This is a genomic window from uncultured Corynebacterium sp., assembly GCF_945649885.1.
In the GTDB taxonomy this organism is placed as follows: Bacteria; Actinomycetota; Actinomycetes; order Mycobacteriales; family Mycobacteriaceae; genus Corynebacterium.
The window spans coordinates 1-13,617 of the sequence record NZ_CALZFS010000001.1; the positions used below are offsets into that span (position 1 = coordinate 1).

Annotated in this window: 14 protein-coding genes; 10 read left to right on the forward strand and 4 right to left on the reverse strand. The window is 59.3% G+C overall.

The genetic code is table 11. The features are described from left to right. The 8 genes from Q0M74_RS00005 to Q0M74_RS00040 all read left to right on the forward strand — a co-directional run. Nucleotides 1–1,326: dipeptidase (locus Q0M74_RS00005; RefSeq protein WP_293950529.1), on the forward strand; the 1,326-nt coding region annotated here is incomplete at its 5' end. 324 nt (nucleotides 1,327–1,650) lie between these two features. After that, entirely contained in the window at nucleotides 1,651–2,205 is a 555-nt protein-coding gene (locus Q0M74_RS00010; RefSeq protein ID WP_293950530.1) for an acetyl-CoA acetyltransferase, read from the forward strand. A gap of 404 nt (nucleotides 2,206–2,609) precedes the next feature. Continuing rightward, complete coding sequence (locus tag Q0M74_RS00015) at nucleotides 2,610–5,666, forward strand: Na+/H+ antiporter subunit A (protein WP_293950531.1); 3,057 nt, start codon at nucleotides 2,610–2,612, stop codon at nucleotides 5,664–5,666. Continuing rightward, nucleotides 5,667–6,158, forward strand: a complete 492-nt coding sequence (locus Q0M74_RS00020) for a Na(+)/H(+) antiporter subunit C (protein ID WP_293950532.1) — start codon at nucleotides 5,667–5,669, stop codon at nucleotides 6,156–6,158. After that, nucleotides 6,151–7,929 (forward strand): Na+/H+ antiporter subunit D, encoded by a 1,779-nt coding sequence (locus Q0M74_RS00025; protein ID WP_293950533.1) that lies wholly within the window; start codon nucleotides 6,151–6,153, stop codon nucleotides 7,927–7,929. Before Q0M74_RS00020 ends, Q0M74_RS00025 begins: the two co-directional genes overlap by 8 nt. Continuing rightward, entirely contained in the window at nucleotides 7,926–8,435 is a 510-nt protein-coding gene (locus Q0M74_RS00030; protein ID WP_293950534.1) for a Na+/H+ antiporter subunit E, read from the forward strand. The genes Q0M74_RS00025 and Q0M74_RS00030 overlap by 4 nt, the downstream gene beginning before the upstream one ends. A 6-nt stretch (nucleotides 8,436–8,441) precedes the next feature. Continuing rightward, nucleotides 8,442–8,717, forward strand: coding sequence for a monovalent cation/H+ antiporter complex subunit F (locus tag Q0M74_RS00035; RefSeq protein WP_293950535.1), 276 nt, complete (start codon nucleotides 8,442–8,444; stop codon nucleotides 8,715–8,717). After that, nucleotides 8,718–9,095 carry a monovalent cation/H(+) antiporter subunit G gene (locus Q0M74_RS00040; protein ID WP_293950536.1) on the forward strand — a complete coding sequence of 126 codons (378 nt, stop codon included), beginning with the start codon at nucleotides 8,718–8,720 and terminating at the stop codon, nucleotides 9,093–9,095. Between the two features lie 149 nt (nucleotides 9,096–9,244). Here Q0M74_RS00040 and Q0M74_RS00045 read toward each other — a convergent pair whose 3' ends face one another. From Q0M74_RS00045 to Q0M74_RS00060, 4 genes are read right to left on the reverse strand one after another with little or no spacing between them, the layout of a single operon-like run. Further along, entirely contained in the window at nucleotides 9,245–9,856 is a 612-nt protein-coding gene (locus tag Q0M74_RS00045; RefSeq protein WP_293950537.1) for an alpha/beta fold hydrolase, read from the reverse strand. Further along, nucleotides 9,840–10,979 carry a glutamate--cysteine ligase gene (locus Q0M74_RS00050; protein ID WP_293950538.1) on the reverse strand — a complete coding sequence of 380 codons (1,140 nt, stop codon included), beginning with the start codon at nucleotides 10,977–10,979 and terminating at the stop codon, nucleotides 9,840–9,842. Before Q0M74_RS00050 ends, Q0M74_RS00045 begins: the two co-directional genes overlap by 17 nt. Nucleotides 10,980–11,031: 52 nt before the next feature. Then, nucleotides 11,032–11,736 (reverse strand): LytR C-terminal domain-containing protein, encoded by a 705-nt coding sequence (locus tag Q0M74_RS00055; RefSeq protein WP_293950539.1) that lies wholly within the window; start codon nucleotides 11,734–11,736, stop codon nucleotides 11,032–11,034. Between the two features lie 5 nt (nucleotides 11,737–11,741). Beyond that, nucleotides 11,742–11,954 carry a DUF3263 domain-containing protein gene (locus Q0M74_RS00060; RefSeq protein ID WP_293950540.1) on the reverse strand — a complete coding sequence of 71 codons (213 nt, stop codon included), beginning with the start codon at nucleotides 11,952–11,954 and terminating at the stop codon, nucleotides 11,742–11,744. 16 nt (nucleotides 11,955–11,970) lie between these two features. Between Q0M74_RS00060 and Q0M74_RS00065 the strand changes: the two genes are divergently transcribed. Further along, nucleotides 11,971–12,552: a peptide deformylase gene (locus Q0M74_RS00065; RefSeq protein WP_293950541.1), complete on the forward strand. Its 582-nt coding sequence runs from the start codon at nucleotides 11,971–11,973 to the stop codon at nucleotides 12,550–12,552. After that, nucleotides 12,542–13,558, forward strand: coding sequence for a GNAT family N-acetyltransferase (locus tag Q0M74_RS00070; protein ID WP_293950542.1), 1,017 nt, complete (start codon nucleotides 12,542–12,544; stop codon nucleotides 13,556–13,558). Before Q0M74_RS00065 ends, Q0M74_RS00070 begins: the two co-directional genes overlap by 11 nt. Nucleotides 13,559–13,617 lie beyond the last annotated feature (59 nt).

Below are 13,617 nucleotides of genomic sequence, written 5' to 3' on the forward strand. Positions count from 1 at the left end.
CAGCGTGAACAGATCTTCACGCAGCTCAAGGAAATCGTCTCCTTTAACTCCGTCCACAGTGAACCAACACTGGTGGAGGACTACCAGGGCGCTACCAACTGGACCCGTGACGCCATCAGGAATGCCGGGTTCGAGGTCAGTGAACATCTGGCAGCAGATGGCACCACCAACTTCCTCGGTACCCGCAAGGGTGCCGAGGATGCACCCACCGTGTTGCTCTACAGCCACTTCGATGTCGTGCCTGCGGGACCACTGGATCTCTGGTCCTCCGCACCATTCACCCTCACGGAACGGGAAGGGGAGCATGGCGTGCGCTGGTACGGGCGTGGCGCGGCAGACTGCAAGGGCAACCTGGTCATGCACCTGGCCGCCCTGCGTACCGTTGCCGCCCTCGGTGGCACCGATCTGAACCTGACCTTCGTGGTTGAAGGTTCCGAGGAGATGGGTGGCGGTGCACTATCCGACCTCATCAAGGAAAAGCCGGAGTTGTTCAAAGCCGATGTCATCCTCATCGCTGACAGTGGTAATGCAGCAGTGGGCATTCCCACGCTGACCACCTCCCTGCGCGGTGGCGGACAGCTGACCGTCACGGTGGACACCCTCAAGCAGGCGGTCCATTCAGGCCAGTACGGTGGTGCTGCACCTGATGCGGTATCAGCACTGGTGCGCATCCTGGATTCGATCCGCGATGAGCAGGGACGTACCGTGATCGACGGCGTGGACACCACCGCCACCTGGGAAGGTCTGCCCTATGATCCGGAAGAGTTCCGTTCCGATGCGGGCATTCTTGCGGGTGTGGACACCATGGGCGCTGAGGACAACCCGGCATCCCTGGTCTGGGCCCGTCCTGCGATCACCATCACCGGACTGACCTCCACCCCGGTGGCAGAAGCTGTCAATGCGGTTCCTGCAACTGCTTCAGCCAAGCTGAACCTGCGTGTACCAGCCGGGCAGGATGCGGTTGAGGTTGCTGAGAAACTCCGGGATCACCTGATCAATCATGCGCCCTGGGGCGCCAAGGTTGAGGTGCTTATCGACGACATCAATCAGCCCTTTTCCACAGACATCTCAGGTCCGGCCATCTCCACCCTGGCCGAGTGTCTTTCCGCGGCCTATGAAAACAAAGACACCGTGACTGTCGGATCAGGTGGTTCCATTCCGCTGTGCACCGAGCTCATGGAGGTCAACCCACAGGCGGAATTAGCCCTTTATGGCGTGGAGGAACCACTGTCCGTAATCCACTCTGCGGATGAGTCCGTGGATCCCGATGAGATTAGGGACATCGCCACAGCAGAGGCGTTGTTCCTGCTCAGCCTCAATAAATAGGTCCTGAGCAGCCCATTTAGTACCACCAACCCCCACCCCCGCGAGGGGGTGGGGGTTTCCTTGTAGCGGAAAGCGCTCTTGCTTGCCCCATGTGAGCCTGATTACTATATCGACCATGACAAAAATCATTGACCTCAAGCGAGTAGCCAAGGCTACGTACCCTGCTGCGGGATAAGGACTGACTCCCCGCATCAGGGAAGTAGTCGTTAAAGCCCCAGACAGTTTGAGAGTCGGTCCTTCACCTAACAGGATCTTTTTTATATCTTTTCCTCACCAAAGAAGAGACAGATCCACTCCCTCCTTATAGACGCAAAGGACCGTGTCATGTCTATCTCCACCAAAACCAACCGTCGCTCCACCATCATCGAATTCCGCCGCGAGACCCCTCGCCCAGTCAGCGTCAATCCGATCCAGACCGAGCCACGCATCTACGCCGATGATCCTTTCCGCGCACGTTTTGGTTTCCAGCTGCCCCGCGGTCTCCGCGAAGAAGCCCGCGGCATGGAATGGCGCACCTTCACCAGCACCTACGCACCGACCGCCAGCCTGCGCATCAACAACCTGGCATCTGACTCCCGTCGCGGAGGCCTGTACCACTACACCGCCACCCTGATCGAGAACTCCGGCGCAGCCCGTGACTCCACTGAGGCTGAGATCATGGCCACCGGCCCGATCTCCGCTTGCACCAACCTGCTGGCTGATGCCGGGCGTCGTGTCGAGATCCTGGAATTCCACCAGTTCGATATCTTCGAGGCAAGCGTCACCTTCATCTACGCTTCCAACAACAACCGCCGCACCTGGGCCATGGGCTTTGGTGGCACCGCTGAGCAGTCCGCTGCTTCCGCTCTGAGCTCCGCTGCCCACCTGATCTACGGCTGATCCAGCCACCCAGGGCAGCGCATCTCATCTGCGCACTTTGATTCCCACTGAGAACTTCTCGGGTGTACACATGTACCCCCGAGATTTTTTCATTTTGAGAAAGTTTTTCATTTTAATGCCATCGCCCCGTGAGCTGGACAAATCCTGAACAATGGTGCGAAACAGCCCCCTATATATACAGAGAAAACTGAATTTCCATTGGGAACGTCACACAGGCGCAGGTAGACTGCACGTGTATTGCCACGCCCTTCGCGGCGCCGCCTAGGACTTGGGTGTTTCTCAGTTTCTGGCTTCGTAAATCACTCCGACGCCTGTTGCTGGCTGGGGGCAGCGCGCAGGCGGGCGTCGTGAATTTTGGTGTGGCTTGAGAAAGCCCACAATGTGCAAAGGGGAACTGAGATAGCGTGCTGATACTTTTTCTCGCACTCACTGCCGCTGCAGTGCTGGCCCCAGCTCTGATTCGAACCATAGGGCGACCTGCTTTCGGTGTTCTGGCACTTGTACCTGCTGCGGGTTTCATCTGGGTGGTAACAGAGTTCATCAACGGAACCTTCAGAAATGGAGGTGAACTCTCCCTCCACTACGAGTGGATGCCCTCAGCCCATCTCAATATCACAATGCGCCTGGATTCCCTGGCCGCATTATTCTCGCTGATCATCCTCGGTGTCGGCGCCTTGGTACTGCTTTACTGCTGGGGTTATTTTGATTCCAACCCCGGCCGTCTGAGCGCCTTTGGTGGCCAGCTGGTTGGTTTTGCCATGGCCATGTATGGCCTGGTCATCTCCGACAACATCCTCCTGATGTACGTGTTCTGGGAGATCACCTCTGTCCTGTCATTCCTGCTGGTCGGCTATTACGGCGAACGTGCCTCCTCCAGGCGTTCTGCTGGACAGGCACTCATGGTCACCACCCTGGGTGGTTTGGCCATGCTGGTGGGCATCATCCTCATCGGTGCCCAGACCGGCGTCTGGTATTTCTCCGACATTCCGGTATTTGAGGGCAACTGGTCTGATGTTCCCTATGTCTCCATTGGTGCGATCCTCATCCTGGCTGGTGCACTGTCCAAGTCCGCCATCGCCCCCACCCACTTCTGGTTGCCAGGTGCCATGGCTGCCCCCACACCTGTCTCCGCCTACCTGCACTCAGCAGCGATGGTGAAGGCCGGCATCTACCTGGTCGCCCGCCTGGCCCCTGATTTCAACGTTGTCTCCTCCTGGTACCTGGTGATCATTCCCCTGGGAATTTTCACCATGATCATGGGCGGCTGGATGGCCCTGCGCCAGAAGGACCTCAAGCTGATCCTGGCCTATGGCACCGTTTCCCAGCTGGGCTTCATCATCTCCGTGGTTGGTGTGGGTACCCGGGAGGCACTGCTTGCAGGTCTGGCACTGACCTTCGGACACTCACTGTTCAAGGCCACACTGTTTATGACCGTCGGTGCCATTGACCACACCACCGGTACCCGTGACATCAATGAGCTGTCCGGGCTCGGCAGGAAGCGTCCCTTTGTCTTCGCACTGGCAGCCATCTCAGCTGCCTCCATGGCTGGCATTCCACCACTGTTTGGTTTCATCGCCAAGGAAACCGCCATTGATTCCATTCTCAATGAGCAGATGCTCCAGGGCATGCCGGGCAACCTCATGCTCACCGGCATCATCCTGGGTTCCATCTTCACCATGGCCTATTCCTGCTATTTCCTCTACGGGGCATTCGCCACCAAGCGCAAGCTCTTCCCAGAGGGCCATGGCACCTCCCCTGCGGTGAGGGATTCCCACCCGATCACCTTCGATCTGTGGATCGCACCCCTGGTGCTGACCGCACTGACCGTCATTTTCGGTGTCTTCCCCGCACCGATGTCCAACATCATCGGTATGCATGTGGACAATGTGGCACCAGGTGAGGATGCCTACCTGTCCCTGTGGCACGGGTTCAACCTCCCACTGCTGCTGTCTGCGATCATCATCGCCGTTGGTTTCCTGCTCTACTGGAACCTGCCCGTGGTCCACCGCTTCCAGCCGAAGACCTCTACCTTCGGTGATGCTGACACCGCCTATGACGCCATCCTGGACTTCCTGCGTGTGGTCTCCCTGCGCCTGACCGCCTCCACCCAGCGTGGTTCCCTCACCCTGAACATCGGCATCATCTTCCTGGTGCTCACCGTCGTTCCGATGGTTGCACTGATCACCGGTGAACGCAGTGATGTGCGCATGGAACTGTGGGACAGCCCCTTCCAGGGTGTCGTGGCAGTCATCATCATCCTGGTGGCAATCGTGTCCACCCAAATGCAGAACCGTCTATCAGCACTGATCCTCATCGGCATGACCGGTTATGGCATCGCCGTGATCTTCGCACTTCACGGTGCCCCCGATCTGGCTCTGACCCAGACTCTGGTGGAAACCATCCTCATGGTGGTCTTCATGCTGGTGCTGCGCAAGATGCCCACGGAGGTCACCTGGAAGCCAGATCCCAAGAATGCCCGCATGCGTGCCTGGCTGGCAGCCTCAGCAGGTATCGCGGTCGTGGTGCTCACCATCTTCGCCATGAATGCCCGCACCGAACAGCCGATCTCCATGTACATGCAGGATCTGGCCTATGAGGTTGGACACGGCGCCAACACGGTCAACGTGCTGCTGGTGGATATCCGTGGTTTCGATACCTTCGGTGAGATCTCCGTCCTGGTGGTTGCGGCCACCGGTATCGCCTCCCTGGTCTACCGCAACCGCAGCTTCCGACGCGATTCCAGGCGCCCCACCCTGGCCACCACCGGCCGTCGTTGGTTGGCGGCACCCGTGGACACAGAAAAGGCACAAAACCGTTCCCTCATGGTGGATGTGGCCACCCGCATCCTGTTCCCATCCATGATCATGCTGTCGGTCTACTTCTTCTTCGTGGGCCACAACGCCCCGGGCGGAGGTTTCGCCGGGGGGCTGGTCGCAGCCCTGGCCTTTGCCCTGCGCTATCTGGCCGGTGGCCGTGATGAGCTGGAAGAGGCATTACCAGTGGATGCCGGACGTATCCTCGGTACGGGTCTGATCGCCTCCGCAGCAGCGCTACTCTGGCCGATGGCCCTGGGTGAACCACCACTGACCTCCCATATCTGGGATGTCACGCTGCCGCTGATCGGCGATATCCACATCGCCTCCGCACTGCTCTTCGATCTTGGTGTCTACCTCATCGTCATCGGACTGATCATGCATGTCATGCACAGTCTCGGTGGCCAGTTGGACCGTGATGAGGATATGCGTAAGCAGCGTGCCCGTGACCGTGCACGCCGCCTGGCACGCAGCACACGGAGGGAAGCCGCCCTGGCCTCATCGACTTCTGCGGTGCGCAGCACCGCAGATAAACCCCGACCACTGCCCTCGATTCAGCCTCGTGGCACTGACACAGGGCCCGAACCAACAGGCAGTGCTGATAGTGGAACGTCGCAAAGCAATAACAACACCGGAAAGGAGCAGTAGATGGTAGCCAATCTCTTCCTGCTCCTGGCCGCGGGTACGCTGGTGGCCGCAGGTGTGTACCTGCTGCTGGACCGCGCCATGACCAAGATGATCATGGGTCTGATGCTGATCGGCAACGGTGCCAACCTGCTGATCCTGGTTGCCGGCGGACCGGCTGGTGCTCCCCCGATCAAGGGCCGCGAGAGCACCCTGTACCCGGATCAGATCGCAGATCCACTCACCCAGGCCATGATCCTCACCGCCATCGTGATCTCCATGGCGATGACCGCCTTCATGCTGTCACTGGCCTACCGCCAGTACCGCTACCGCACCGAGGACTTCATTCAGGATGACACCGAGGACGTCGCAATTTCAGTGCGCCCGAATATCGCCTCGGCTGCCCCAGACCATGACGCCTCCGATGACCCAGAGACAGGACGCATGACCTCCGAAGGTGACGAGTTCGGCCCAGAATCCTTCGAGCTGCCACTGAAGGGAGAAAAGGATGAGTAGTGAACTCTATGACCTCCTGGTCTCCCTGCTGCCCTACATGGTGCCGATGCCGGTCATCCTGCCGGCGGTCGCCGCAGCACTGACCCTGATCCTGTCCAAGTATGTGCAGGCCCAGCGCGCCGTCACCCTGACGGTTCTGGCCTTCCTCATCGCGCTCAATGCCACCATGTTGTACCTGGTGGACAGCGAAGGCATCCAGACCCTGCAGATCGGTGGTTGGGACGCACCAGTCGGCATCACCTTAGTGGCGGACCGGCTGTCAGTCTCCATGCTGTCGGTATCTTCTATCGTGCTGTTTGCCGTGATGGGTTATGCGATCAGCCAGGGTATCCGCGATGGCGGCAAGGATGAGCCGGTGGCAGTGTTCATGCCCTCCTATCTGCTGCTGTCCATGGGTGTGAACCTGGCATTCCTCTCCGGTGACCTCTTCAACCTGTACGTCGGCTTCGAGGTCCTGCTGGTTGCCTCCTATGTGCTGCTCACCCTTGGCGCCTCCCCCGCACGTGTGCGCTCAGGTGTGGGTTATGTGATGGTCTCCATGGCCTCATCCATGGTCTTCCTCTTCGGTCTGGCCATGGTCTACGCTTCGGTGGGTACCCTCAACATGGCCCAGATCGGCCTGCGGATGGAAGACATCCCCGATGGCACCCGCTCCGCGATCTTCGCGGTGCTCCTGGTGGCCTTCGGCATCAAGGCGGCGATCTTCCCGCTGGATTCCTGGTTGCCGGACTCCTATCCCACCGCTCCATCCCTGGTCACCGCGGTCTTCGCCGGCCTGCTGACCAAGGTCGGTGTCTACGCCATCATCCGTGCCCGATCCGTCATCTTCATCGACGGCTCCCTAGATACCCTGTTGATGTGGGTGGCCCTGGCCACCATGCTCGTGGGCATCATGGGTGCGATGGCACAGAATGACATCAAACGATTATTGTCCTTCACCCTGGTCAGTCACATCGGTTATATGATCTTCGGTGTGGCACTTGGTTCCGCAGCCGGCCTGTCCGGTGCGATCTTCTACGCCATCCACCACATTCTGGTTCAGACCACGCTCTTCCTGGTGGTGGGTCTGGTGGAACGCCAGGCAGGTTCTTCCTCCCTGCGCCGTCTGGGGTCACTGGCCTACCTCTCCCCACTGCTGGCGATCTTGTACTTCATCCCGGCGATCAACCTGGGTGGTATCCCACCGTTCTCCGGATTCCTGGGCAAAATCATCCTGCTCGAGGCCGGTGCACAGGTGGGTGGCTGGATGGCCTGGGTGCTCATCGCCGGTGCTGTTGTCACCTCCCTACTCACCCTGTACACCATGGTCCTGGTCTGGTCCAAGGCCTTCTGGCGTGACCGCAAGGACGCACCCGACGGTGCCACCGCCATTGCGCGCCCCGCTCCCCTGGTGGATGTTCAAGACGAAGTTTCCGTCAAAGAGCGTAGCGACGTCGGACGCATGCCTTTGGGCATGGTCGCTTCCACCTCCATCCTGGTGGTCGCCTCCCTCATGGTGTCTGTCCTGGCAGGCCCACTGTCCGCAGTCACCGGGCGTGCCGCGGAATCCGCCCAGGATGTCAACATCTACCGCAGTGCCGTACTGGGACCGAACTACCTGGATCCACACCGCACCCTGGAGATGGAGCGTTATGACGCCGACCGCGACAACCTGGACCACCGCACAGACAGTGAACTCAGCGGCGGCACCGCTGATGACGCACGTGTGGTCAGCGGCGAGATCCTCACCAACTCAGCACCCAACTCGGTGACAAAGGAGGCCACCCCATGATTGCAGGCTTGAAGCGTCGTTTCCGGCCCCTGTTCACCCTGTGGCTGACCATCATGTGGATCATGCTCATGGGCGAGATCTCCTGGGCTAATATCATCGCAGGTTTCCTGGTGGGTACCGCCATCGTGCTCCTGCTGCCGCTGCCTGCGATGCCCATTGCCAACATCAAGGTTCGCTGGGGTGCTTTTGCCCTGCTGATCCTCAAGTGGTTCTGGGACCTGGCGAAGGCATCCGTGAAGGTGGCCTGGCTAGCCCTGCGCCCACAGGACCCACCCAAGACCGCGATCCTCAACGTTCCGATGCGTGTGCAAAATGACCTGGTGCTGTCCTTTGCCACAGTGCTGTACAACCTGCAGCCGGGTGGTTCAGTAACTGATATTGATATTGCCAACCGCATGTGGACAGTCCACATTCTTGATGCCGATTCCCCAGATGCCATCGAGAATGAAATTCAAAACGTTGCCGACCTTGAGCGCAACCTGATCCACGTCTTTGAAAGGGGCTAGGCCGATATGAATCCCGAACTCTACACAGCGATTCTCACCGTCGCCGCCTTCTTATTCTGTGTGTCCTTCATCCTGACCACCTATCAGATCATGGTGGGCCCGAACTCCATTGACAGACTGCTGGGCATGGATGGCACGGTCTCCATGATCCAGTGTGCCCTGGCCACCTATATCTGCTGGACTCTGGACACCACCGTCAGTAACGCCATGATGGTGGTGGCCATGATGGGATTCATGGGTTCCGTTGCCGTGGCACGTTTCAGAAAGAGGGACGGTGCCTAAATGACCATTCATCTGATCACCGACATCATCTCACTGGTGTTGATTCTCTCTGGTGCGATTCTGTCCTTCTCCGCCGCGGTAGGCCTGGTGCGCTTCAAGGACTCCATGTCCCGTGTCCACGCCATCACCAAACCACAGACCACCGGTCTGATTCTCACCGTGGTGGGTGCGCTGATCCGCATGCTGGGACATGAGGACTTCGATGTCTCCATGCGTGGAGACATGGGCATCCTTGTCCTGCTGATCTTCTTCGCCCTGATCACCAGCCCCGTCACCGCACAGCGAGTGGGCCGAGTATCGCGCCGTGAAGGCCTTTATGGAGAAAAGCAAAAGCTCTCCCGTAATGATGCCCCGGCAGAACGTGGCATCAAGAAGTAGCTCTGGAAAAATAAAACCCAAGAGTGCTGTCCCCTTTTTCACAGGGACGCACATCCTGGGTTTTCTTTTCAGATCACCAGTTCAACTGGCTTATACTTGCCCGCCAGGTCACTAACCTGGGCAATCTTATTCCTCAGTGGCTCACCACATCAGGAATGGTTCTCCAGGAACTGCCCCAGCCGGGTACCGAACTCAGCAGGGTGGGTGCGGTAGGTGCGTAGACCTGCACCCTCCACGGTGACACCGACCACGTTGGGCAAGGTATCCACAAGACTTGCGGCATCTGGCACTGGATACTGAGACCCACGCAGAACCAGAGTGGGTGTGGCGACATCAGCAAAATCTGCGGCGGTGGAACTACTCAGCTCAGCAACATGGGTGAGCAGCTCCTTCTTGTTGCGGTCACGGAAGAGGAAACCCGGAATCTTCTTCAGCACACGGCCGACCTTCTGCCCCCGCTCATCCAGGGAGATCGCCGGAGTGTCTAAGACCAGGTGGGTGATGCGCTGTGGTTGTTGCTGCGCGACACGCAAGGCTACTGCCGCACCGCGTCCTGAACCGACCAGGATGACGCGGCGGAGCTCGTGTTTATCCAGGAGTGCTTCCACATTCCCCTGGCCTTCTTCCTCCCCACCAGACCACGGGGCGATCCGGGGCTTCAACCCCCTCCCTACAGGTAGAGAGTTCACCACTTCGGTGAAGGCATCCGGCATCTCCCCGGCGTCGGGGATGAAGATGATGGTTTTAGTCGTCTGATCCAAGGGGTGTTAACTCCTCCAATTCATCGCAGGCCAAGTCCACAGCGGTGGTCCAGGTACCGGTGCGCTTGAAGGCCCGGCGCTGGCGTTCATAGCCGCCACCGCGCTCGAGGATCTCCAGCACCAGATCAAGTTCTCGTTCACATCCCAGCTCGGCGGCCAGGGGCATGAGTCGAGCCACCAGGCGACGGATCTCGTCCTGAACCATCGATTCATCGGTATCGCGGGAGATGATGATCTCCGCATCCAGGCCATAACGGGCGGCACGCCACTTGTTTTCCGCCACATGCCACTGCTGCAGGGTGGGTAATTCCTCACCACGATCAATCATACGGTCATAGTGCACCACCAGGCAGTGGGTGAACGCCACGATGGCGGAGAGCTCCCGCAGGTTGGAGGTGGAATCGGCCACGCGGACCTCAATGGTTCCCCACTTGGAGGCCGGGCGGATATCAAAGTGCATGGAACCGGTGTGGTTGATCACGCCGGACTTGTCCTGGTCTTCCATATAAGACACCCACTCATCCCAGTTCTGGAACTGGTACGGCAGTCCTGCGGTGGGAAGCTGCTGGTAGAGCATGGTGCGGTTGGAGGCATAACCGGTGTCCAGACCATCCCAGGCCGGGGAGCTGGCAGACATGGCCAGCAGGTGAGGATAGTTGGTCAGCAAAGCGTTGATGATCGGCCACACGCGATCCTCATGACTGATTCCCACATGCACATGGATACCCCAGATGAGCATCTGGTTTCCCCAGTACTGGGTGCGCGCGATGATCTCGTCATAGGCACCCTTCTCTGACACCGGGTTCTCACGGAAGTCAGAAAAAGGGTGGGACCCAGACGACCAGAGACGTAAGCCCAGTTCATCGGCGGCTTCCTTCACCGCGGCCAGATCATGGGAGAGCTCATCCATGGCCTGGGGCACGGTATCGCAGATGCCGGTGACCAATTCCACGGTGTTCTGGAGGAATTCTCGCTCCAAGCGCACCTCGGGGTGGTTCTTGGCCACGATCTCCAGGATCTCTGAGGCACGTGGTGCCAGGTCGCGGCTGACCGGATCAACCAGTGCCACTTCCCACTCCACGCCGAGGGTCGGCCTGGGCGAACGCTTGAATTCAATGGCCATGGCGTGTGGGGCCTCCTTTAAGGATTAGGGGGTTTGTCCGAGGGGGAAACTTTTAGAGGGCGACGTCTTCAGTCAGGACCAGCACGATGGCATCATCGCCATCGGTTTCCTTCGGGAGGACATCGCTGCGTTCCATGGCGATGCCACCAACACGGTCTGCCAGCTTGCGGGCTTCCTTCTCTGCATCAGGGTTGCCCTTGGTGAAGTAGACGGTGTTCTGTGGAATGGCTATATCGGCGAGGTTACCGGATTCGACCTTGTCATAATCGCCGTCCAGGCTGTCTGCCACGCGTGCGGCCAGCTGGGTGACGGTGGAGTTGTTGAGAACATGCAGGGTGGTCACCGGGGTGCCCTCTGCAGCAGGACGGGCAGGACGCTCCGCGGCTGGTGCTTCCTCATTCTCTGCAGTCTCAGCCTCAGCATCCCGTGCACCGTCTTCCTCACGTGGTGTCTCGGCTTCAGTGTTCTCCGCGGAAACACCTTCACCTGACGCATCATCGAAATCAAAACCGCCGGAAGCCTCGCCATCACTCTGCGCACCTTCATCTTGGGACTGGGTGGTACCGGTGGCTGCGGAATCAGCATCATTATCAGTACTGAGGGACCACAGCGCCCATGCTGCCAGGAGAACGGCCACGGCGATGAGGATCATGGCGAGTCCGCGTACAGGTAGGCCGGAAGCCTGGGCTTTCTTCACGGGATCGCCAGCGTTTCCTGGCGTCTGGGACGGGGAGGGATTCTGCATGTCCGAAGTCATGGCGATTAGTCTATCTTCCCAGCCCGACGCCGTAACCTGGACACCAGTGTTGGGTGGATTTTCATAGCTTCGGGGGTATCGATGATCAGGTTCAACCGCTGGTAGTAGCGCACAGGTGAGATATCGAAGGCGGCGCGGATGGCTTCCTCCTTGGCGCCCTGTGCACGCGGTGCGGACGCTTCAAAGTCGAGGAGCTTTAAATCATCGGAGCTAAGCATGCCTAAACTGTAGAACATGACTGTCCGTCCAATTGTTATCCACGGTGATCCCGTCCTTCACAACCCCACCCAGGAGGTGACTGAACCCGTCTCCGAGCTCCAGGAACTCATTGCAGATATGTACGAGACCATGGAGGTCGCCCATGGTGTCGGCCTGGCCGCCAACCAGATCGGTGTGAACAAGCGTCTCTTCGTTTTCAACTGTCCTGATGATGAGGGTGTGCTGCACCGCGGTTGCTTCATCAACCCGGTGCTGGAGACCTCTGAGATCCCGGAGACCATGCCCGCTGATGATGGTGAAGATGAGGAGGGGTGCCTCTCTGTTCCCGGTGAGGGCTTCCCCACTGGTCGCGCTGACTGGGCGAAGGTCACCGGCCTCAATGAGGAGGGTGAGGAATGGTCCATGGAGGGCACCGGTTTCCTGGCCCGTTGTTTCCAGCATGAGGTGGGCCACCTGGATGGTTTTCTCTACACAGATGTTCTGATCGGCCGGTGGAAGCGCATGGCCAAGAAGACCATTAAGGCCAATGGTTGGACCGAACCTGGTCTGACCTGGATGCCCGGCGTGGATGAGGATCCTTTCGGACATGACTCCTAGGCTGCCGCAATTCCGCAGTCACAACCCGAAGATCGGTGATCGCGTTGTGGTGCGACGTCGCATCGAAGGTGCAGAGGGTGCCGATGTGCATTGGACCGATGTCATCGGCCATGTCATGGGTCTTGATCCGTTGGTGGTGCGCCCGCAGTCCATCGGTGGCATGCCTTCTGAGGCTGAGGGCATCGAGATCCCTGAGCAGCAGCTTGAGGTGGTGAAGATTCTCTCGCCCCGTACCATTCGGAACTCTGATATCCGTGCGGTGGAGGTCGCCACGGCTAAGGCTTTCCCCGGGTTGATCAATGAGTGGTCCGGGGGTTGGCTGCTGCGTGCCGGTGATGGCATCACCGAGCGTTCCAACTCCGCCTCCCCATTGGGGCCGACCACCGGTTTTGATCCGGTACCCATGGAGGCGGTTGAGGAGTTCTACGCCAGGCATGATCTGCCGGTGCGCCTGCACATCCCGGAGCGGATCGGTAAGCCTGCCCAGAAGGTCATTTCCGCTGATCCGGATGCTTGGACCATGGGGCCGGAGATTCTGGTGATGTCCAAGCCCCTGTCCACCATTGATTCCGTTGCTCTGCCGGAGGGGCTGTCCTTCCGGGTAGATGAGCAGCCTGATGATGAGTGGTTGAACATGTACCACTTCCGTGGGCAGGCACTTCCGCCGCAGGCCCTGGAGCTGCTGCGCACCAAGATTGATGGGGTCATGGGTTTTGCCCGCCTGATCACCGCCGAGGGGCAGACCGTCGCCATCACGCGTGCCACCATCACCTCTGCAGAGTCGCGCACCTTCCTCGGGTACTCAGCCGTGGAGGTCGCGCCTGCTTATCGACGCCGGGGCCTGGGTACCGCGCTCGGCGCTCGGATCCAGCAATGGGGTGCCGATATGGGTGCGGAGGAAGCCTATCTGCAGGTAATCTCAGCCAATGAGGCCGGAATCGGGTTGTACACCAAACTCGGATTCACTGAACACCACCGCCACCGCTACGCCGAACGCACTTGTTAGACTGCGTGCGGCAGGTGGGGGCCGGAGGGGGCCGTCGATGAGCTCGCTTCTTGAAAACG

Coding starts and splice junctions, on each gene's coding strand:
- Q0M74_RS00010 (WP_293950530.1), top strand. CDS start 1,651: ATGTCTATCTCCACCAAAACCAACCGTCGCTCCACCATCATCGAATTC.
- Q0M74_RS00020 (WP_293950532.1), top strand. CDS start 5,667: ATGGTAGCCAATCTCTTCCTGCTCCTGGCCGCGGGTACGCTGGTGGCC.
- Q0M74_RS00025 (WP_293950533.1), top strand. CDS start 6,151: ATGAGTAGTGAACTCTATGACCTCCTGGTCTCCCTGCTGCCCTACATG.
- Q0M74_RS00030 (WP_293950534.1), top strand. CDS start 7,926: ATGATTGCAGGCTTGAAGCGTCGTTTCCGGCCCCTGTTCACCCTGTGG.
- Q0M74_RS00035 (WP_293950535.1), top strand. CDS start 8,442: ATGAATCCCGAACTCTACACAGCGATTCTCACCGTCGCCGCCTTCTTA.
- Q0M74_RS00040 (WP_293950536.1), top strand. CDS start 8,718: ATGACCATTCATCTGATCACCGACATCATCTCACTGGTGTTGATTCTC.
- Q0M74_RS00050 (WP_293950538.1), bottom strand. CDS start 10,979: ATGGCCATTGAATTCAAGCGTTCGCCCAGGCCGACCCTCGGCGTGGAG.
- Q0M74_RS00055 (WP_293950539.1), bottom strand. CDS start 11,736: ATGACTTCGGACATGCAGAATCCCTCCCCGTCCCAGACGCCAGGAAAC.
- Q0M74_RS00060 (WP_293950540.1), bottom strand. CDS start 11,954: ATGCTTAGCTCCGATGATTTAAAGCTCCTCGACTTTGAAGCGTCCGCA.
- Q0M74_RS00065 (WP_293950541.1), top strand. CDS start 11,971: ATGACTGTCCGTCCAATTGTTATCCACGGTGATCCCGTCCTTCACAAC.
- Q0M74_RS00070 (WP_293950542.1), top strand. CDS start 12,542: ATGACTCCTAGGCTGCCGCAATTCCGCAGTCACAACCCGAAGATCGGT.